At 67.7% G+C, this 20711-nt stretch carries 16 protein-coding genes and 1 tRNA gene; 14 read left to right on the plus strand and 3 right to left on the minus strand.

Translation table 11 applies throughout. The features are described 5' to 3' along the window. Positions 1 to 32 precede the first annotated feature (32 nt). The 3 genes from ACZ601_RS36730 to ACZ601_RS36740 all read left to right on the plus strand — a co-directional run bounded on the left by ACZ601_RS36730 (position 33) and on the right by ACZ601_RS36740 (position 3226). A complete protein-coding gene (locus tag ACZ601_RS36730; RefSeq protein WP_440573664.1) occupies positions 33 to 581 on the plus strand; it encodes a TetR/AcrR family transcriptional regulator in 549 nt (182 codons plus the stop codon). Positions 582 to 669: 88 nt separating this feature from the next. After that, positions 670 to 2100, plus strand: a complete 1431-nt coding sequence (locus tag ACZ601_RS36735; protein ID WP_469546066.1) for an MFS transporter — start codon at positions 670 to 672, stop codon at positions 2098 to 2100. A gap of 70 nt (positions 2101 to 2170) precedes the next feature. Beyond that, on the plus strand, positions 2171 to 3226 hold the full coding sequence (locus tag ACZ601_RS36740; RefSeq protein ID WP_469546068.1) for a UDP-N-acetylmuramate dehydrogenase: 1056 nt from the start codon (positions 2171 to 2173) through the stop codon (positions 3224 to 3226). Between the two features lie 58 nt (positions 3227 to 3284). Here the strand turns inward: ACZ601_RS36740 and ACZ601_RS36745 are convergent, their stop codons facing one another. Beyond that, positions 3285 to 3920 carry an NAD(P)-dependent oxidoreductase gene (locus ACZ601_RS36745; protein WP_469546070.1) on the minus strand — a complete coding sequence of 212 codons (636 nt, stop codon included), beginning with the start codon at positions 3918 to 3920 and terminating at the stop codon, positions 3285 to 3287. Between the two features lie 87 nt (positions 3921 to 4007). Here ACZ601_RS36745 and ACZ601_RS36750 point away from each other — a divergent pair, with 87 nt between their 5' ends. Further along, positions 4008 to 4613: a TetR/AcrR family transcriptional regulator gene (locus ACZ601_RS36750; RefSeq protein WP_440573654.1), complete on the plus strand. Its 606-nt coding sequence runs from the start codon at positions 4008 to 4010 to the stop codon at positions 4611 to 4613. A gap of 19 nt (positions 4614 to 4632) precedes the next feature. On the opposite strand, the gene ACZ601_RS36755 is transcribed toward ACZ601_RS36750, so the two are convergent. Both ACZ601_RS36755 and ACZ601_RS36760 read right to left on the minus strand, forming a co-directional pair. Further along, positions 4633 to 5655 carry an adenosine deaminase gene (locus ACZ601_RS36755; RefSeq protein ID WP_440573655.1) on the minus strand — a complete coding sequence of 341 codons (1023 nt, stop codon included), beginning with the start codon at positions 5653 to 5655 and terminating at the stop codon, positions 4633 to 4635. Between the two features lie 133 nt (positions 5656 to 5788). Further along, the gene (locus ACZ601_RS36760; protein WP_469546075.1) at positions 5789 to 7015 is read right to left on the minus strand and encodes a pyridoxal phosphate-dependent aminotransferase; all 1227 of its coding nucleotides are present in this window, start codon (positions 7013 to 7015) and stop codon (positions 5789 to 5791) included. 234 nt (positions 7016 to 7249) lie between these two features. Here ACZ601_RS36760 and ACZ601_RS36765 point away from each other — a divergent pair. From ACZ601_RS36765 to ACZ601_RS36810, 10 genes are all read left to right on the plus strand, one after another. Further along, positions 7250 to 7322 (plus strand) — tRNA-Trp (locus ACZ601_RS36765). Between the two features lie 106 nt (positions 7323 to 7428). Then, positions 7429 to 7716, plus strand: a complete 288-nt coding sequence (gene secE / locus ACZ601_RS36770) for a preprotein translocase subunit SecE (RefSeq protein ID WP_219567765.1) — start codon at positions 7429 to 7431, stop codon at positions 7714 to 7716. A 73-nt stretch (positions 7717 to 7789) separates the two neighbouring features. After that, entirely contained in the window at positions 7790 to 8731 is a 942-nt protein-coding gene (nusG, locus tag ACZ601_RS36775; protein ID WP_469546078.1) for a transcription termination/antitermination protein NusG, read from the plus strand. A 188-nt stretch (positions 8732 to 8919) separates the two neighbouring features. Then, positions 8920 to 9354, plus strand: a complete 435-nt coding sequence (gene rplK / locus ACZ601_RS36780; RefSeq protein ID WP_024494105.1) for a 50S ribosomal protein L11 — start codon at positions 8920 to 8922, stop codon at positions 9352 to 9354. 79 nt (positions 9355 to 9433) lie between these two features. Continuing rightward, entirely contained in the window at positions 9434 to 10156 is a 723-nt protein-coding gene (gene rplA, locus ACZ601_RS36785; RefSeq protein WP_311303778.1) for a 50S ribosomal protein L1, read from the plus strand. Between the two features lie 192 nt (positions 10157 to 10348). After that, positions 10349 to 11248 (plus strand): SCO4651 family lipoprotein, encoded by a 900-nt coding sequence (locus ACZ601_RS36790; RefSeq protein ID WP_440573658.1) that lies wholly within the window; start codon positions 10349 to 10351, stop codon positions 11246 to 11248. Between the two features lie 274 nt (positions 11249 to 11522). Beyond that, entirely contained in the window at positions 11523 to 12080 is a 558-nt protein-coding gene (gene rplJ, locus ACZ601_RS36795) for a 50S ribosomal protein L10 (protein WP_311303777.1), read from the plus strand. Between the two features lie 83 nt (positions 12081 to 12163). After that, positions 12164 to 12544, plus strand: a complete 381-nt coding sequence (gene rplL, locus ACZ601_RS36800; RefSeq protein ID WP_469546083.1) for a 50S ribosomal protein L7/L12 — start codon at positions 12164 to 12166, stop codon at positions 12542 to 12544. Between the two features lie 607 nt (positions 12545 to 13151). Continuing rightward, on the plus strand, positions 13152 to 16637 hold the full coding sequence (rpoB, locus tag ACZ601_RS36805) for a DNA-directed RNA polymerase subunit beta (protein WP_389207282.1): 3486 nt from the start codon (positions 13152 to 13154) through the stop codon (positions 16635 to 16637). Positions 16638 to 16767: 130 nt separating this feature from the next. Continuing rightward, entirely contained in the window at positions 16768 to 20667 is a 3900-nt protein-coding gene (locus ACZ601_RS36810) for a DNA-directed RNA polymerase subunit beta' (protein ID WP_327338541.1), read from the plus strand. The last annotated feature ends 44 nt before the right edge of the window (positions 20668 to 20711 follow it).

Genomic DNA, 20711 nt, shown 5'->3' on the forward strand with positions numbered 1-20711 from the left:
TGATTGAGTACTAACTTAGCTCCATGGCAAGGATGAGTGCGGACGAGCGGCGCGAAAGCGCTGTCCGCGCGGCGATCACCGAGTTCGCCCGCGGCGGGTACAACGGCACGTCCACCGAGGTGATCGCCAGACGGGTGGGTGTCTCGCAGCCGTATCTCTTCCGCCTCTTCCCCAATAAGCAGGCCATGTTCCTGGCCGCCGCCGAGCGGTGCATCGCGGACACCCGCCAGGTCTTCGCGGACGCCGCCGAGGGGCTCGAAGGCGACGAGGCGCTGCACGCCATGTCCGAGGCCTATCAGCGCCTGATCGTGCACGACCACGACCGACTGCTGATGCAGATGCAGATGTACGCGGCCGTCGCGGCGGCCGAGGCCGCCGGGGACCACGAGTTCGGCGAGTCGCTGCGGGCCGGCTGGCTGCGGATGTTCGACGACATCGCTCTCGCGCTCGGTGCGGACACCGAGAAGGCGACCGCGTTTCTCGCGTACGGCATGCTCATCAACACCCTGACCTCGCTCGGCTATCCGGCGGATCACCGGGTCTGGTCCGGGTTCCGGGACCCGGCCGTACCGGGCGCCTGAACGGGGCGCCTGAACGGGGCGCCCCGGGTGCGGCCCGTTTTTCTGTCCAGAGAAGTTAGTCATCAATAACTAACCCGCAGGGGGAGCAGTGGAACAGCACGTGAAGGGCCGCCGGGGAGCGGTCTGGGCGCTCGTCATCACCAGCGTCGCCGGCTTCATGGCGGCCCTCGACAACCTCGTCGTCACCACCGCCCTGCCGTCCATCCGCGAGAGCCTCGGCGGCGAGCTGGGGGAGCTCGAATGGACGGTGAACGCGTACACCCTCACGTTCGCTGTCCTGCTGATGCTCGGCGCCTCCCTGGGGGACCGGTTCGGCCGGCGCCGGCTCTTCGTCATCGGGCTCACCGTCTTCACCGGCGCCTCCGCCGCAGCCGCCCTCTCGCCCGGGATCAACGAACTGATCGCCTTCCGCGCTGTCCAGGGCGTCGGCGCGGCGATCATGATGCCGCTGACGCTCACCCTGCTCACGGCCGCCGTGCCGCCCGCCCGCCGCGGCGCCGCGCTGGGCATCTTCAGCGCCGTGACCGGGCTGGCCGTGGCCAGCGGGCCCTTGGTCGGCGGCAGCCTCACCGAACACCTCTCCTGGCAGTGGATCTTCTGGCTGAACGTGCCGATCGGCCTGATCCTGCTGCCGCTCGCCCGACTGCGCCTGGCCGAGTCGTACGCCCCGGACTCCCGGCTCGACATCCCCGGCACCCTGCTGGTCAGCGCCGGCCTCTTCGGGATCGTCTACGGACTGGTGAACGCCAACTCCGAGGGCTGGAGCGATCCCGTCGTCCTCACCTCACTCATCGCCGGTACCGCGCTCATGGGCGCGTTCATCCGCCACGGATTCCACGCCGAGAACCCGATGCTGCCGATGCGGCTCTTCCGGAGCCGGGCGTTCTTCGGGATCAACATGGCCGGCCTGCTGATGTTCCTCGGCATGTTCGGTTCGATCTTCCTGCTCAGCCAGTACTTCCAGGGAGTGATGGGCTACTCGCCCGCGGAGGCCGGTCTGCGGATGCTGCCCTGGACCGGCATGCCGATGCTGGTGGCGCCCGTCGCCGGGATACTCGCCGACCGGTTCGGCGGCCGCCCGGTCGTCGCGACCGGACTCGCCGTCCAGGCCGTCGGCCTCGGCCTGTTCGCCATGTCCCTGGCCCCCGACGCCTCCTACGCCGCGCAGCTGCCCGGACTGATCGTCGGCGGCGTCGGCATGGCCCTGTACTTCGCGCCCGCCGCCAGCCTGGTGATGTCCAGCGTCCGCCCGGCCGAACAGGGCATCGCCTCCGGCGCCAGCAACGCGCTGCGCGAGGTCGGCGGAGCCCTCGGGGTCGCCGTGCTCGCCACGGTCTTCTCCTCGCAGGGCGGTTACGACTCCGCGCGGACCTTCACGGACGGGACCGTCCTCGCGGTCTGGCTCGGCGCCGGAGTGGTGGCCCTCGCCGCCATCGTCGCCCTGATGATCCCGGGCCGCCGCGGCACTCCGGCGCCGGAGGCCGGCCAGTCCGGGGAGCGGGTCCCGGCGGCCGTCTGAGGGGCTGCCACGCCGGTGCGGTCCGCGGTCCCGCCCTGGTGGCGGGGGAGCGGACCGTACTCTTGTCCCCGTGCAGGAACTCCACGACGCCCCCCTCGCCCCCCTGACCACCTTCCGGCTCGGCGGCCCCGCCACCCGCCTGATCACCGCGACGACCGACGCCGAAGTGGTCGACGCCGTACGCGCGGCCGACGACAGCGGCACCCCGCTCCTGATCATCGGCGGCGGCAGCAATCTGGTCATCGGTGACAAGGGCTTCGACGGCACCGCCCTGCGCATCGCCACCAAGGGATTCGTGCTGGACGGCGCGAGCCTCGAACTGGCCGCCGGAGAGATCTGGACGAACGCCGTCGCCCGCACTGTGGAAGCCGGTCTCGCGGGCCTCGAATGCCTGGCCGGAATCCCCGGCTCCGCCGGAGCGACACCGATCCAGAACGTCGGGGCGTACGGGCAGGAGGTGTCGTCCACCATCACGGAGGTCGTCGCCTACGACCGGCACAGCCACGAAACGGTCACCATCCCGAACAGCGAGTGCGACTTCTCGTACCGGCACAGCCGCTTCAAGGCCGAGCCCGACCGTTTCGTGGTGCTCCGTGTCCGCTTCGGGCTGGAAGAGGCGGGTGGCCTGTCCGCGCCCCTGAAGTACCCAGAGACGGCCCGCGCCATGGGCGTCGCGGAGGGCGAGCGAGTGCCCGCCGCCGCGGCCCGTGAAACCGTGCTCCGGCTTCGGGCCGGCAAGGGCATGGTGCTCGACCCCGAGGACCACGACACCTGGTCGGCCGGCTCGTTCTTCACCAACCCGATCCTGGACCGGGAGCAGTTCGAGGCGTTCCTCGCCCGGGTGGCGGAGCGGCTCGGACCGGAGGTCTCGCCCCCCGCCTTCCCCGCGGACGAGGGACACACCAAGACCTCGGCCGCCTGGCTCATCGACCGGGCCGGTTTCACCAAGGGATACGGCACCGGCCCCGCCCGGATCTCCACCAAGCACACGCTCGCCCTCACCAACCGGGGCGCCGCGAGCACCGAGGACCTGCTGGCCCTGGCCCGTGAGGTGGTCGCCGGGGTCCACGAGGTCTTCGGCGTCACGCTGGTCAACGAGCCGGTGACCGTGGGCGTGACCCTGTAGCCGAGGTCCGCGCGTGGGCCCCGCACGGACCGCGCACGACCCCCGCACAGGGCGCCACTCAGTACGCCACTCCCACGCCCTGCTTCAATGCCGCCGGCTCGTCGATCAGCGCGAGCATCGCGTGCGCGACGTCGGCCCGGGAGATGGACCGGCCGCTGCGCGGGTTGCTGCCGATCACCGTCCGGTACGTACCCGTCAGCGGGCCGTTGGTGAGCTTCGGGGGCCGTACGGACGTCCAGTCCGTCGCGGAGGCCGCGAGCGCCGCCTCCATCGCGGTGAGGTCCGCGTAGACCTCCTTGAGGATCGCGCCGATCGCCCCGAGCATCATCCGGTCGATCAGCGGGTCGTCCGCCGGCTTCGGCGCGACCGGGGCCGCGCTCACCACGAGCAGCCGCCGCGTCCCCTCGGCCTCCATCGCCGCCAGCACGGCACGGGTCAGCCGCTCCGCGACACCGCCCGCCTTCCGGCCCCGCGAGCCCAGACCGGAGAGGACCGCGTCACGGCCCGCGACCGCCTCGCGCAGCGCCTCCGGGTCGTCGACCCGCGCCACCGTGTGAACCGTCAGGCCGGAGAGCGGCACCGACAGCCGCGCGGGGTCCCGCACCACCGCCGTCACCTCGTGCCTTGCGGCCACCGCCTGACGGACGAGCTCCTGGCCGATACCGCCTGTCGCACCGAACACTGTGAGCCTCATGACGCACCCTCCTTGGGTGGGTAAGTATTCACTCACCTCTAGAGTGAGTGAGTACTTACCCGTCCGTCAAGCTTCGTTGGAGTGCACATGGAGCAGAAGCCGACCCGCGCCCGGATCATCGACGCCGCTCACCGGCTGATGCTCACCATCGGCCTGGCCCGCGCCACCACCAAGGAGATCGCCAAGGCCGCCGGCTGCTCGGAGGCCGCGCTCTACAAGCACTTCCCGAGCAAGGAAGAGCTCTTCGTGGTGGTCCTCAAGGAGCGGCTGCCCAAGGTCGACGGCATCCTGAAGCGGCTGATAGCCGACCCGGGGGAGGGGGAGCGGACGGTCGAGCGGAATCTCACCGAGATCGCCCGCGAGGGCGCCCTCTTCTACGAGCAGAGCTTCCCGATCGCGGCATCCCTGTACGCGGAGCCGAGGCTCAAGGACCGGCACATCGCGGCGATGCGGGAGCTGGGTACCGGCCCCCATGTGCCGATCCGCGGCGTGGACGCGTATCTGCGCGCCGAGCAGTCCGCAGGCCGGATCCGGGCCGACGCCGACACCTACGCGGCCGCTTCCCTGCTGATGGGGGCCTGCGCGCAGCGGGCGTTCGCCTACGACGCCACGGAGACGGGCGGGCCGCCGCAGTCGCTCGACGCCTTCGCCGCCTCGGTCGCCCGGACCCTGCTGAGCGGGCTCACGGACTGACGCGGGCCCACCGCGGGCGTCAGGCGACCGGCCTCGCGAGCCAGTCGTCCACGCCCGCCAGCAGCTCGGCCCGCACCGTCTCCGGCGCCGCGGAACCCCGTACCGACTGACGCGCCAGCTCCGCCAGCTCCTCGTCGGTGAACGCGTGATGGCGGCGCACGAGGTCGTACTGTGCGGCCAGCCGGGAGCCGAAGAGCAGCGGGTCGTCAGCGCCGAGCGCCATCGGCACCCCGGCCTCGAACAGGGTGCGCAGGGGTACGTCGGAGGGCTTCTCGTAGACGCCCAGCGCCACGTTCGACGCCGGGCACACCTCGCAGGTCACCCCGCGCTCCGCCAGCCTGCGCAGCAGCCGCGGGTCCTCGGCGGCCCGCACCCCGTGCCCGACCCGGGACGCGTCGAGGTCGTCCAGGCAGTCGCGGACGCTGGAGGGGCCCGACAGCTCACCGCCGTGCGGGGCCGCCAGCAGGCCGCCCTCCCTGGCGATCGCGAAGGCCCGGTCGAAGTCGCGGGCCATGCCGCGCCGCTCGTCGTTGGAGAGCCCGAACCCGACGACGCCCCGGTCGGCGTAGCGCACCGCGAGCCGGGCCAGGGTCCTGGCGTCCAGCGGATGCTTCATCCGGTTTGCCGCGATGACCACCCGGATCGGCAGCCCGGTCTCCAGTGACGCGCTGTCCACCGCGTCCAGGATGATCTCGATCGCCGGAATGAGCCCGCCGAGCAGGGGCGCGTACGAGGTGGGGTCGACCTGGATCTCCAGCCAGCCGGAGCCGTCCGCCACGTCCTCCTGGGCGGCCTCGCGCACCAGCCGCTGGATGTCCTCGGGCGAGCGCAGGCAGGACCTGGCGATGTCGTAGAGGCGCTGGAAACGGAACCAGCCGCGCTCGTCCGTCGCCCGCAGGCTCGGGGGCTCACCGCCGGTCAGCGCCTCGGGCAGCCGTACGCCGTACTTGTCGGCGAGTTCGAGCAGCGTCGTGGGCCGCATCGACCCGGTGAAATGCAGGTGCAGGTGGGCCTTGGGCAACAGCCGTACGTCACGCTCCATTCAAAGATCTTGCCGCACGGACGGGGTGTCCCGGTACCCGCTTTCCCCATCGAGTTGCCCCTCGAACAAGCAAGCGAACAGAAAAGCGACCCCCGGCCGTGGCCGAGGGTCGCCCGCTGGATGCGTCAGGTGCTCAGGCCTTGGCCTCGCCCAGCAGCTTCTGGAGCCGCGACACGCCCTCGACGAGGTCCTCGTCGCCCAGCGCGTAGGAGAGGCGCAGGTAGCCCGGCGTGCCGAAGGCCTCGCCCGGTACGACCGCGACCTCCGCCTCGTCCAGGATCAGCGCCGCCAGCTCCACGGAGGTGGCCGGGCGCTTGCCGCGGATCTCCTTGCCGAGCAGCTCCTTCACCGAGGGGTACGCGTAGAACGCGCCCTCGGGCTCGGGGCACAGCACGCCGTCGATCTCGTTGAGCATCCGCACGATGGTGTGCCGGCGCCGGTCGAAGGCGGTGCGCATCTCCGCGACCGCGTCCAGGTTCCCGGAGACGGCGGCCAGCGCGGCGATCTGGGCCACGTTGGAGACGTTGGACGTGGCGTGCGACTGCAGGTTGGTCGCGGCCTTCACGACGTCCTTGGGGCCGACGATCCAGCCCACGCGCCAGCCGGTCATCGCGTACGTCTTGGCGACGCCGTTGACCACGATGCACTTGTCGCGCAGCTCGGGCACGATCGCCGGCAGCGAGGTGAACGTCGCGTCGCCGTAGACCAGGTGCTCGTAGATCTCGTCGGTCATCACCCACAGGCCGTGCTCGACGGCCCAGCGGCCGATCGCCTCGGCGTCGGCCTCGCTGTAGACCGCGCCGGTCGGGTTCGACGGGGAGACGAAGAGGACGACCTTCGTACGCTCGGTACGGGCCGCCTCCAGCTGCTCCACGGAGACCCGGTAACCGGTGGTCTCGTCGGCGACGACCTCCACCGGGACACCGCCCGCGAGACGGATCGACTCGGGGTAGGTGGTCCAGTACGGAGCCGGGACGATGACCTCGTCGCCCGGGTCGAGGATCGCGGCGAAGGCCTGGTAGATCGCCTGCTTGCCGCCGTTGGTCACCAGGATCTGGGAGGCGTCGACCTCGTAACCGGAGTCGCGCAGCGTCTTCTCCGCGATGGCGGCCTTGAGCTCGGGGAGCCCGCCGGCCGGGGTGTAGCGGTGGTACTTCGGGTTGCGGCAGGCCTCGACCGCGGCGTCGACGATGTAGCCGGGGGTCGGGAAGTCGGGCTCACCGGCACCGAAGCCGATCACCGGACGGCCGGCGGCCTTGAGGGCCTTGGCCTTGGCGTCGACGGCGAGGGTGGCGGACTCGGAGATGGCACCGACGCGGGCGGAGACCCGGCGCTCGGAGGGAGGAGTAGCAGCGCTCATGCCCCCATGCTCCCAGACCGTATTCCTTGTCGGCACAGGGGTTTCAGTGACCGGACACCACTTGGACAGCATGCGGACGGAGAAGCGGACAGCATCGGACAGGAGCGGTCGGGAGCTATCTGTTCGACGCCGGGCCGCTGAGCACGTACACTCACCTGTCGTTGGCCTTCACCAGCCGCACCGTTCCCGCACCGGGGCATCCCGGAGCATGCGGTAGGTTGGTGGAAACCACAAAGGGTCGTAGCTCAATTGGTAGAGCACTGGTCTCCAAAACCAGCGGTTGGGGGTTCAAGTCCCTCCGGCCCTGCTACACACTCCTTCGCCAGGATGTGTGCGCATGTACGTACTTCAATGCATCGCCGTGCGGCTCCACCGGGCGCGGCACGGCCATGACCCGGAATCAGGTGAGTAGCGTGACGGACGCCGTGGGCTCCATCGACATGCCTGATGCCGAGGATGAAGTCCCCGAGTCGAAGAAGAAGACCCGGAAGGGCGGAAAGCGCGGCAAGAAGGGCCCTCTGGGCCGTCTCGCGCTGTTCTACCGCCAGATCGTCGCCGAGCTCCGCAAGGTTGTCTGGCCGACTCGCAACCAGCTGACGACATACACCACTGTGGTGATTGTGTTCGTCGTCGTCATGATCGGTCTCGTTACCGTGATTGACTTCGGTTTCCAGCGGGTCATCAAGTACGTCTTCGGCTGATCCCGCGGAGGGCGCCTCATGGGCGCCCCTTTCGCATGTTCCACCCATTTGTATCCAGGAAGAAGCAGCCACCGTGTCTGACCCGAACCTGAACGACGCCGTCGAGCCGACGGCGGGCGCCTTCGAGTCCGCCGAGGACGAGCTCGACATCGTCGAGGCGGCGGACGCTGTGGAGCCGGACCAGGCTGAAGCTGCCGACGCCGCCGCGGGCGAGCCCGCCGAGCAGGCCGCAGTGAACCCCGAGCCTGCCGATGAGGCCGCTGAGGACGAGACCGCGGAGGCCGAGGCCGTCGCGGACGTCGAAGGCGCCGAGGCCGCGGAGGAAGCCGCAGAAGAGGCGGAGGCCGAGGAAGCCGCCGACGAGACCGACGAGGAAGAGGCCGAGCCGGCCGCCCCCGTCGACACCGTCACGGCCCTGCGCGAGGAACTGCGCACCCTGCCGGGTGAGTGGTACGTCATTCACACGTACGCCGGTTACGAGAAGCGTGTGAAGGCCAACCTGGAGCAGCGCGCCGTCTCGCTGAACGTGGAGGAGTTCATCTATCAGGCCGAGGTGCCTGAGGAGGAAATCGTCCAGATCAAGAACGGCGAGCGCAAGAACGTCCGTCAGAACAAGCTCCCGGGTTACGTCCTGGTGCGCATGGACCTGACGAACGAGTCCTGGGGCGTCGTCCGCAACACTCCCGGTGTCACCGGCTTCGTGGGCAACGCCTACGACCCGTACCCGCTGACCCTGGACGAGATCGTCAAGATGCTGGCGCCGGAGGCCGAGGAGAAGGCCGCCCGTGAGGCCGCGGAGGCCGAGGGCAAGCCGGCTCCGTCCCGCAAGGTCGAGGTCCAGGTGCTGGACTTCGAGGTCGGCGACTCGGTCACCGTCACCGACGGCCCGTTCGCGACGCTGCAGGCGACGATCAACGAGATCAACGCCGACTCGAAGAAGGTCAAGGGTCTCGTCGAGATCTTCGGCCGCGAGACGCCGGTCGAGCTCAGCTTCGACCAGATCCAGAAGAACTAGCACCACCCGAGCAGGCGACTGCCAGCTTCTGGACACATGCCTACCAAGCAGGTCAGACCGGCTGTCAAAGCCTGTCTGACCTGCTTGGTTTTTGGTCGCGCAGCTATACCCGTTATCGTTGTGCGGTATGCCTGCATCCGGATGACCGGATGACGGCGAAAACTCTCACTAGGACCCGGAGAGAGCACATGCCTCCCAAGAAGAAGAAGGTCACGGGGCTTATCAAGCTCCAGATCAACGCCGGTGCGGCCAACCCGGCCCCGCCGGTCGGCCCCGCACTGGGTCAGCACGGCGTCAACATCATGGAGTTCTGCAAGGCCTACAACGCCGCGACCGAGTCGCAGCGTGGCATGGTCGTGCCGGTGGAGATCACGGTCTACGACGACCGCTCCTTCACCTTCATCACCAAGACTCCGCCGGCCGCCAAGCTGATCCTCAAGGCCGCGGGTGTGGACAAGGGCTCCGGCGAGCCGCACAAGACCAAGGTTGCCAAGCTGACGGCTGCCCAGGTCCGCGAGATCGCCACGACGAAGCTCCCCGACCTGAACGCCAATGACCTCGACGCCGCGTCGAAGATCATCGCCGGCACCGCCCGTTCCATGGGCATCACGGTCGAAGGCTGATTCAGCCCCACCCCCTCAGTGGTAGGACCAAGCGCTGGTCCGCACCACGACTCCACACTCTGAAACCACAGGAGTAGAAGTGAAGCGCAGCAAGAACCTCCGCGCTGCGGACGCCAAGATCGAAGCGGGGCGCAACTACGCCCCCCTCGAAGCCGTCCGTCTCGCCAAGGACACCGCCTCCACGAAGTTCGACAGCACCGTCGAGGTCGCCTTCGCCCTGGGTGTTGACCCTCGCAAGGCCGACCAGATGGTCCGTGGCACCGTGAACCTCCCGCACGGCACCGGCAAGACCGCCCGGGTCCTGGTCTTCGCGACCGGTGACCGTGCTGCGGCCGCGGAAGCCGCGGGCGCCGACATCGTCGGCGCCGACGAGCTCATCGACGAGGTGGCGAAGGGCCGTCTGGACTTCGACGCCGTCGTCGCGACCCCGGACCTCATGGGCAAGGTCGGCCGCCTCGGCCGCGTGCTCGGTCCGCGTGGTCTGATGCCGAACCCGAAGACCGGCACCGTCACCCCCGATGTCGTGAAGGCTGTCAACGACATCAAGGGCGGCAAGATCGAGTTCCGCGTCGACAAGCACTCGAACCTGCACTTCATCATCGGCAAGTCCTCGTTCGACGAGACCAAGCTGGTGGAGAACTACGCAGCGGCGCTGGACGAGATCCTCCGTCTGAAGCCGTCCGCCGCCAAGGGCCGCTACATCAAGAAGGCCACCCTGGCCACCACGATGGGCCCCGGCATCCCGCTGGACGCCAACCGCACCCGTAACCTCCTCGTCGAGGAGGACCCGGCCGCCGTCTGAGCCTCCGCGCTCGTACGACCGCCGTGTCACGTGTGACATTGACGGGCCCCGCAACCTTTCGAGGTGCGGGGCCCGTCCTCGTATGTACGTACCGAAGGCTGTCGGTGCCTGCGTGAGCTGTACGCAACCGGGCTGTCGGTGCCGTGCGTTAGCGTGAGGTGACCGAGAGCCGACAAAGGGGTGGGAGCGGATATGAGGACGAGTACCGTACGACGCGTGGGTCTGTCCGTGGCAGTGGCGGCGGCGCTGACGTCGGTCGCGGCCTGCGGCGGATCGGACGACAAGAGCGGGAGCGACGGCGCCGCGGTGTCGAAGGCCGAGCCGATCGCCGCACTGCTCGCGGTCCAGAAGAAGACCGGCGGGGCGAACTCGGCCAAGGTCGAGGGCACCACCGCGATGGGCAGCACGATGTCCATGAAGCAGACCGGATCCCTCGACTGGTCCGACGGCGTCAGCGGCGTCATAGAGATCAAGTACACCGGCGGCTCCATGGCGGACGCCATGAAGCAGATCGGTGGCGACGGCACGATGCAGGCGCGCTACTTCAAGGACGGCTACGCGGCCAACATGGGCGACGCCTTCGCCCAGCAGACCGGCGGCAAGCACTGGATCAACTACAGCTACGACGACCTCGCGGAGCTCGCCGGGGCCTCGGGCCAGGTGATGAAGGACCAGATGCAGAACACCACCCCCGACCAGGGGGTGAAGGCGCTGCTGGCCTCTGGCGACGTGAAGAAGGTCGGCCAGGAGGATGTCCGGGGCGTCACCGCCACGCACTACTCCGGCACGGTCGACGTCGCCGAGCTGACCGCCAAGAACTCCGAGCTGGACGCCAAGCAGCTCGCCGCGCTCAAGAAGCAGCTGAGCGACGCCGGGGTCTCCACGGAGAAGGTCGACGTCTGGGTCGACAAGGACGACCTGCTGGTGAAGAAGACCGAGCGCGGCCAGATGAAGACGGGCGAAATGAACTCCACGGTGTTCTACAGCGACTACGGCACCAAGGTGTCGGTCGAGCGGCCGCCGGCCTCCGACAGCGTCGACTTCAAGGAGTTCCTGAAGAAGCAGCAGGGCGCGTCCGGCAGCGCGTCCTAAACCTCCCGGAGCACTCGAACCGGGACGGATTTGCTCGGCGCGGCTCCGGTCGCGTACTCTTCTGCAGAAGCCAAAGACCGCTGGTCGTTGCTGCTTTCCCGCAAGGGGGACAGCAACCGAAGGATCCGTTGAGCACGGACGACCTGCGCAGGTGACTGTGGAAAGCTCCCGGACTTCGTGCGGTTGAGCTACGCCCTGGCACCTGTGCCGGGGCGTTTCGTCTTTTCCGGCCCCTTCTGAGCGGTCCTCATCACCCGGAAGGAGGCCGACGCTCATGGCAAGGCCCGACAAGGCTGCCGCGGTAGCCGAGCTCGCGGACCAGTTCCGCAGCTCGAACGCCGCTGTGCTGACCGAGTACCGGGGTCTCACCGTGGCACAGCTCAAGCAGCTGCGCCGTTCGCTCGGTGAGAACGCCCAGTACGCCGTGGTGAAGAACACGCTGACCAAGATTGCGGCCAACGAGGCCGGGATCGACACGCTGGACGACCTGTTCGCAGGTCCGACGGCGGTTGCCTTCGTCACCGGTGACCCGGTGGAGTCGGCGAAGGGTCTTCGTGACTTCGCCAAGGACAACCCCAACCTCGTCATCAAGGGCGGTGTCCTTGATGGCAAGGCGCTGTCCGCCGATGAGTTCAAGAAGCTCGCGGACCTTGAGTCCCGCGAGGTTCTGCTCGCCAAGCTGGCCGGTGCCATGAAGGGCAAGCAGACTCAGGCTGCGCAGCTCTTCCAGGCTCTGCCGTCGAAGTTCGTCCGCACCGCGGAAGCGCTTCGTGCCAAGCGGGAAGAGCAGGGCGGTGCCGGTACTCCGGCTCCCGCCGAGGCCGCCGAGTAATTTCGCTCAGCGGTCCAGCGGGCTCCACGTACGCCCGCCGACATATACATCCGGCACCTGCCGAATAGTGGAAGGACGCCATCATGGCGAAGCTCAGCCAGGAAGACCTGCTCGCCCAGTTCGAGGAGCTCACCCTCATCGAGCTCTCCGAGTTCGTTAAGGCCTTCGAGGAGAAGTTCGACGTCACCGCCGCCGCGGCCGTCGCCGCCGCCCCGGCGCAGGGTGGCCCCGCCGCCGAGGCCGAGGCCGAGCAGGACGAGTTCGACGTCATCCTCACGGGTGCCGGCGAGAAGAAGATCCAGGTCATCAAGGTCGTGCGTGAGCTGACCTCGCTGGGTCTCAAGGAGGCCAAGGACCTCGTGGACGGCGCCCCGAAGCCCGTCCTGGAGAAGGTCGCCAAGGAGGCCGCCGAGAAGGCTGCCGAGTCCCTCAAGGGCGCCGGCGCCTCCGTCGAGGTCAAGTGACCCTGCGGGTCATCTGACCCGTCTGGACCCCCGTGCCGCGAGGCGCGGACGTCACATCGCGAAAGGCGATCACCCGTACGGGTGATCGCCTTTCGGCGTACCCGAGGGAGTGCCTTGCTCTTCGCGCGCTGACGAGTATGGTGATCTTCGCCGTGCGCCTCTCGTAGGGGAGTGCGAACGGCGCGCGGGGGCGGCGTACCCGGGACCCCGGGGCCCGTACGGGCTGGGGGGCCTTGACGAACCGCACGAGGCGCGCAATTCTCAAGGCGCGTCGTCATATCGATCCGGATCCGAGGCATGGATCGAGGGCGAAGAGGGCAGTAAAGAAGAGCGCAGCTCATGCAGGGCTACGCAGGGCTAGACATAGGTGTTGAGAACAAGCTGTTGCGAGCAACGTGGGTCTCTGAGAACCCCGACTGGACATCAGTGTGCCTCTTGGCTACACTGACCCTTTGCGCTGCCTGTTAGCTGCCTCCTGCCCGTCACCAGGGGCATACCCATCTTGTGCACCGTGGATTGATCATCCCTGAAGAGGGACATCTATCCATGTGTCCAGTTTGGGACCGGTACGCGCGTAGTGAGTCCGAGCCCTCGGAAGGACCCCCTCTTGGCCGCCTCGCGCAACGCCTCGACCGCGAATACGAACAACGGCGCCAGCACCGCCCCGCTGCGCATCTCTTTTGCAAAAATCAAGGAGCCCCTCGAGGTTCCGAACCTCCTCGCGCTGCAGACCGAGAGCTTTGACTGGCTCCTCGGCAACGCCGCCTGGAAGGCTCGCGTCGAGGCTGCTCTGGACAGTGGACAAGACGTCCCCACCAAGTCCGGCCTGGAGGAGATCTTCGAGGAGATCTCACCGATCGAGGACTTCTCCGGGTCGATGTCGCTTACGTTCCGCGACCACCGCTTCGAGCCCCCGAAGAACTCGATCGACGAGTGCAAGGAGCGCGACTTCACGTTCGCCGCTCCGCTCTTCGTCACGGCCGAGTTCACCAACAACGAGACCGGCGAGATCAAGTCCCAGACGGTCTTCATGGGCGATTTCCCGCTCATGACCAACAAGGGCACCTTCGTCATCAACGGCACCGAGCGTGTCGTCGTGTCGCAGCTGGTCCGCTCGCCGGGTGTCTACTTCGATTCCTCGATCGACAAGACGTCCGACAAGGACATCTTCTCCGCCAAGATCATCCCCTCCCGGGGTGCCTGGCTGGAGATGGAGATCGACAAGCGCGACATGGTCGGTGTCCGCATCGACCGCAAGCGCAAGCAGTCCGTCACCGTTCTCCTGAAGGCTCTCGGCTGGACCACCGAGCAGATCCTCGAAGAGTTCGGCGAGTACGAGTCGATGCGCGCCACCCTGGAGAAGGACCACACCCAGGGCCAGGACGACGCACTGCTCGACATCTACCGCAAGCTGCGTCCGGGCGAGCCGCCCACCCGCGAAGCTGCTCAGACGCTGCTGGAGAACCTCTACTTCAACCCGAAGCGCTACGACCTCGCGAAGGTCGGCCGCTACAAGGTGAACAAGAAGCTCGGCGCGGATGAGCCGCTCGACGCCGGTGTCCTCACCAGCGACGACATCATCGCGACCATCAAGTACCTGGTGAAGCTGCACGCCGGGGAGACCGAGACGACCGGTGAGTCCGGCCGGGAGATCGTCGTCGAGACCGACGACATCGACCACTTCGGCAACCGTCGTCTGCGCAACGTCGGCGAGCTCATCCAGAACCAGGTCCGTACGGGTCTGGCTCGTATGGAGCGCGTCGTGCGTGAGCGGATGACGACCCAGGACGTCGAGGCGATCACGCCGCAGACCCTGATCAACATCCGGCCGGTCGTCGCCTCCATCAAGGAGTTCTTCGGCACCAGCCAGCTGTCGCAGTTCATGGACCAGAACAACCCGCTGTCGGGTCTCACCCACAAGCGCCGCCTGTCGGCTCTTGGCCCGGGTGGTCTCTCCCGTGAGCGGGCCGGCTTCGAGGTCCGTGACGTGCACCCGTCCCACTACGGACGCATGTGCCCGATCGAGACCCCCGAAGGCCCGAACATCGGCCTGATCGGTTCGCTCGCCTCGTACGGCCGCGTCAACGCGTTCGGCTTCATCGAGACGCCGTACCGCAAGGTCGTCGACGGCCAGGTCACCGACGAGGTCGACTACGTCACGGCCGACGAGGAAGACCGTTACGTCATCGCCCAGGCGAACGCGACGCTCTCCGACGAGCTGCGCTTCACCGAGCCCCGCGTCCTGGTCCGCCGTCGTGGCGGAGAGGTCGACTACGTGCCCGGCACCGAAGTCGACTACATGGACGTCTCGCCGCGCCAGATGGTGTCCGTCGCCACCGCGATGATCCCGTTCCTGGAGCACGACGACGCCAACCGTGCCCTCATGGGCGCGAACATGATGCGTCAGGCGGTGCCGCTCATCAAGTCCGAGGCGCCGCTCGTCGGCACCGGCATGGAGTACCGCTGCGCCACCGACGCCGGTGACGTACTGAAGGCCGAGAAGGACGGTGTGGTCCAGGAGGTCTCCGCGGACTACATCACCGTGACGAACGATGACGGCACGTACACCACGTACCGCATCGCGAAGTTCATGCGCTCCAACCAGGGCACCTCGGTCAACCAGAAGGTCGTCGTCTCCGAGGGCGACCGGGTCATCGAGGGCCAGGTGCTCGCCGACGGTCCGGCCACCGAGAACGGTGAGATGGCCCTGGGCAAGAACCTGCTCGTGGCGTTCATGCCGTGGGAGGGTCACAACTACGAGGACGCGATCATCCTGTCGCAGCGCCTCGTGCAGGACGACGTCCTCTCCTCGATCCACATCGAGGAGCACGAGGTCGACGCCCGTGACACCAAGCTCGGTCCGGAGGAGATCACCCGGGACATCCCGAACGTCTCCGAAGAGGTCCTCGCGGACCTCGACGAGCGCGGCATCATCCGGATCGGTGCCGAGGTCGTCGCCGGTGACATCCTCGTCGGCAAGGTCACGCCCAAGGGCGAGACCGAGCTGACCCCCGAGGAGCGCCTGCTCCGCGCGATCTTCGGTGAGAAGGCGCGCGAAGTGCGCGACACCTCGCTGAAGGTGCCGCACGGTGAGATCGGCAAGGTCATCGGCGTCCGCGTCTTCGACCGCGAAGAGGGCGACGAGCTGCCGCCGGGCGTGAACCAGCTGGTCCGCGTCTACGTCGCGCAGAAGCGCAAGATCACCGATGGTGACAAGCTCGCCGGCCGTCACGGCAACAAGGGCGTCATCTCGAAGATCCTGCCGATCGAGGACATGCCGTTCCTGGAGGACGGCACCCCGGTCGACATCATCCTCAACCCGCTGGGTGTCCCGTCCCGAATGAACCCGGGACAGGTCCTGGAGATCCACCTCGGCTGGCTCGCCAGCCGCGGCTGGGACGTCTCCGGCCTCGGTGACGAGTGGGCCAAGCGCCTGCAGTACATCGGCGCCGACCAGGTCGCCCCCGGCACCAACGTCGCGACCCCGGTCTTCGACGGTGCGCGCGAGGACGAGATCACCGGCCTCTTCCAGGCCACGATCCCGAACCGCGACGGCGACCGGCTGGTTCAGCCCTCGGGCAAGGCCAACCTGTTCGACGGCCGCTCCGGCGAGCCGTTCCCGGAGCCGGTCTCGGTCGGCTTCATGTACATCCTCAAGCTCCACCACCTGGTCGACGACAAGCTCCACGCTCGTTCGACGGGTCCGTACTCCATGATCACCCAGCAGCCGCTGGGTGGTAAGGCCCAGTTCGGTGGGCAGCGCTTCGGTGAAATGGAGGTGTGGGCGCTTGAGGCTTATGGCGCCGCGTACGCCCTCCAGGAGCTGCTGACGATCAAGTCCGACGACGTGACCGGCCGCGTGAAGGTCTACGAGGCCATCGTCAAGGGCGAGAACATCCCCGAGCCCGGCATTCCCGAGTCCTTCAAGGTGCTCATCAAGGAAATGCAGTCGCTCTGCCTCAACGTGGAGGTGCTGTCCTCGGACGGCATGTCCATCGAGATGCGCGACACGGACGAGGACGTCTTCCGCGCGGCGGAGGAGCTCGGAATCGACCTGTCCCGGCGCGAGCCGAGCAGCGTCGAAGAGGTCTGACGGGTTGGCCGGCCGGATCCCCGTGATCCGGCCGGCTCTCCCCGGACCCGTTCAGACCATTGCTGAAGTGCCCCGATTTCTCGCGTTGACGCGAGGGGGCTCGAACCCCCGAAAGAGGGATTGACGACAAGTGCTCGACGTCAACTTCTTCGACGAGCTGCGGATCGGCCTTGCCACCGCGGACGACATCCGGACCTGGTCCCACGGCGAAGTGAAGAAGCCGGAGACCATCAACTACCGCACGCTCAAGCCCGAAAAGGACGGACTCTTCTGCGAGAAGATCTTCGGTCCGACCCGGGACTGGGAGTGCTACTGCGGCAAGTACAAGCGTGTCCGCTTCAAGGGCATCATCTGTGAGCGCTGTGGCGTCGAGGTCACTCGCGCCAAGGTGCGCCGTGAGCGCATGGGCCACATCGAGCTTGCCGCTCCCGTCACCCACATCTGGTACTTCAAGGGCGTCCCGTCGCGACTGGGCTACCTGCTGGACCTCGCGCCGAAGGACCTTGAGAAGGTCATCTACTTCGCCGCGTACATGATCACGTTCGTCGACGAGGAGCGCCGTACCCGCGACCTCCCGTCGCTGGAGGCGCACGTCTCCGTCGAGCGCCAGCAGGTCGAGAACCGTCGCGACTCCGACCTGGAGAACCGCGCGAAGAAGCTTGAGACGGACCTCGGCGAGCTGGAGGCCGAGGGCGCCAAGGCCGACGTGCGCCGCAAGGTGCGCGAAGGCGCCGAGCGCGAGATGAAGCAGCTGCGCGACCGTGCGCAGCGCGAGATCGACCGTCTCGACGAGGTGTGGAGCCGCTTCAAGAACCTCAAGGTCCAGGACCTGGAGGGCGACGAGCTGCTCTACCGCGAGCTGCGTGACCGCTTCGGCACGTACTTCGACGGCTGCATGGGTGCTGCCGCCCTGCAGAAGCGCCTGGAGTCCTTCGACCTCGACGAGGAGGCCGAGCGCCTCCGCGAGATCATCCGCACCGGCAAGGGCCAGAAGAAGACCCGTGCGCTCAAGCGCCTCAAGGTCGTCTCCGCGTTCCTGCAGACCAGCAACAAGCCCAAGGGCATGGTGCTCGACTGCGTACCGGTCATCCCGCCGGACCTGCGTCCGATGGTGCAGCTGGACGGTGGCCGCTTCGCGACCTCCGACCTGAACGACCTGTACCGCCGTGTGATCAACCGCAACAACCGCCTCAAGCGTCTCCTTGACCTCGGTGCCCCCGAGATCATCGTGAACAACGAGAAGCGGATGCTGCAGGAGGCCGTCGACGCGCTGTTCGACAACGGCCGCCGCGGTCGCCCGGTCACCGGTCCCGGTAACCGCCCGCTCAAGTCCCTCAGCGACATGCTGAAGGGCAAGCAGGGCCGATTCCGTCAGAACCTTCTCGGTAAGCGTGTGGACTACTCCGCGCGTTCCGTGATCGTCGTCGGTCCGCAGCTGAAGCTGCACCAGTGCGGTCTGCCGAAGGCCATGGCGCTGGAGCTCTTCAAGCCGTTCGTGATGAAGCGCCTGGTGGACCTGAACCACGCGCAGAACATCAAGTCGGCCAAGCGCATGGTCGAGCGCGGCCGCACGGTCGTGTACGACGTCCTGGAAGAGGTCATCGCGGAGCACCCGGTTCTCCTGAACCGTGCGCCCACGCTGCACCGCCTCGGCATCCAGGCCTTCGAGCCGCAGCTGGTCGAGGGCAAGGCCATCCAGATCCACCCGCTCGTCTGCACCGCGTTCAACGCGGACTTCGACGGTGACCAGATGGCCGTGCACCTGCCGCTCTCCGCGGAGGCGCAGGCCGAGGCCCGCATCCTGATGCTGTCCTCGAACAACATCCTGAAGCCGGCCGACGGTCGTCCCGTCACCATGCCGACCCAGGACATGGTGCTGGGTCTGTTCTTCCTCACCACCGACGGTGAACTCCGTGACACCAAGGGCGAGGGCCGCGCGTTCGGCTCCACGGCCGAGGCGATCATGGCGTTCGACTCCGGTGAGCTGGCGCTCCAGTCGTCCGTCGACATCCGCTTCCCGGTGGGCACCATCCCGCCGCGTGGCTGGGTGCCGCCGGTCGCGGAGGAGGGCGAGCCCGAGTACCAGCCGGGTGACACCTTCCGGCTGCGCACCAGCCTGGGCCGCGCGCTCTTCAACGAGCTGCTGCCCGAGGACTACCCGTTCGTCGACTACTCGGTCGGCAAGAAGCAGCTCTCCGAGATCGTCAACGACCTCGCCGAGCGCTACCCCAAGGTCATCGTGGCGGCGACGCTCGACAACCTGAAGGCGGCGGGCTTCCACTGGGCCACCCGTTCCGGAGTCACCGTCTCCGTCGCGGACATCGTCGTCCCCGAGGCCAAGAAGGCCATCGTCAAGGGCTACGAGGACCAGGACGAGAAGGTCCAGAAGCAGTACGAGCGCGGTCTGATCACCAAGGACGAGCGCACGCAGGAGCTCATCGCGATCTGGACCAAGGCGACCAACGAGGTTGCCGAGGCGATGAACGCGAACTTCCCCAAGACGAACCCCATCTTCATGATGGTTGACTCGGGTGCCCGAGGAAACATGATGCAGATGCGTCAGATCGCCGGTATGCGTGGTCTGGTGTCCAACGCCAAGAACGAGACGATTCCCCGTCCCATCAAGGCGTCCTTCCGTGAGGGCCTCACCGTTCTGGAGTACTTCATCTCCACGCACGGTGCCCGTAAGGGTCTGGCGGACACCGCCCTGCGTACCGCCGACTCGGGTTACCTGACCCGTCGTCTGGTGGACGTCTCGCAGGACGTGATCATCCGCGAGGAGGACTGCGGCACCGACCGCGGCCTCAAGCTGAAGATCGCGGTCAAGGGCGCCGACGGCGTGCTCCGCAAGACGGAGGACGTCGAGACCTCGGTCTACGCCCGCATGCTCGCGGAGGACGTCGTCATCGACGGCAAGGTCATCGCGCCTGCCAACGTCGACCTCGGTGACGTCCTGATCGACGCCCTGGTGGGCGCCGGCGTCGAGGAGGTCAAGACCCGCTCGGTCCTGACCTGTGAGTCCGCGGTCGGCACCTGTGCCTTCTGCTACGGACGCTCGCTCGCCACCGGCAAGCTGGTCGACATCGGTGAGGCGGTCGGCATCATCGCCGCCCAGTCCATCGGTGAGCCCGGCACCCAGCTGACGATGCGTACCTTCCACACCGGTGGTGTGGCCGGTGACGACATCACCCAGGGTCTGCCCCGAGTCGTCGAGCTCTTCGAAGCCCGTACGCCTAAGGGTGTCGCCCCGATCTCGGAGTCCGCGGGCCGGGTCCGGATCGAGGAGACCGAGAAGACGAAGAAGCTCGTCGTCACGCCGGACGACGGCAGCGAGGAGATCCCGTTCCCGATCTCCAAGCGCGCCCGTCTGCTGGTGGGCGAGGGCGACCACGTCGAGGTGGGCCAGAAGCTCACCGTGGGTGCCACCAACCCGCACGACGTGCTCCGCATCCTCGGTCAGCGCGCGGTCCAGGTCCACCTGGTCGGCGAAGTCCAGAAGGTCTACAACTCGCAGGGCGTGTCGATCCACGACAAGCACATCGAGATCATCATCCGGCAGATGCTCCGCCGCGTGACGATCATCGAGTCCGGCGACGCGGAACTCCTGCCGGGCGAGCTCGTCGAGCGCTCGAAGTTCGAGACCGAGAACCGTCGTGTGGTCACCGAGGGCGGTCACCCCGCCTCCGGCCGTCCGCAGCTGATGGGTATCACCAAGGCCTCGCTGGCGACGGAGTCGTGGCTGTCCGCGGCTTCCTTCCAGGAGACGACCAGGGTCCTGACGGACGCGGCGATCAACGCCAAGTCCGACTCCCTGATCGGCCTCAAGGAGAACGTCATCATCGGTAAGCTCATCCCGGCCGGTACGGGTCTGTCCCGCTACCGCAACATCCGGGTCGAGCCGACCGAGGAGGCCAAGGCCGCGATGTACTCGGCCGTCGGCTACGACGACATCGACTACTCGCCGTTCGGCACCGGCTCCGGCCAGGCCGTCCCGCTGGAGGACTACGACTACGGTCCGTACAACCAGTAGGCGAGTCGCCTGATACGACCGGAGGGCGGTCACCCCGTACGCGG

It is taken from the genome of Streptomyces sp. NPDC104307, assembly GCF_055584045.1.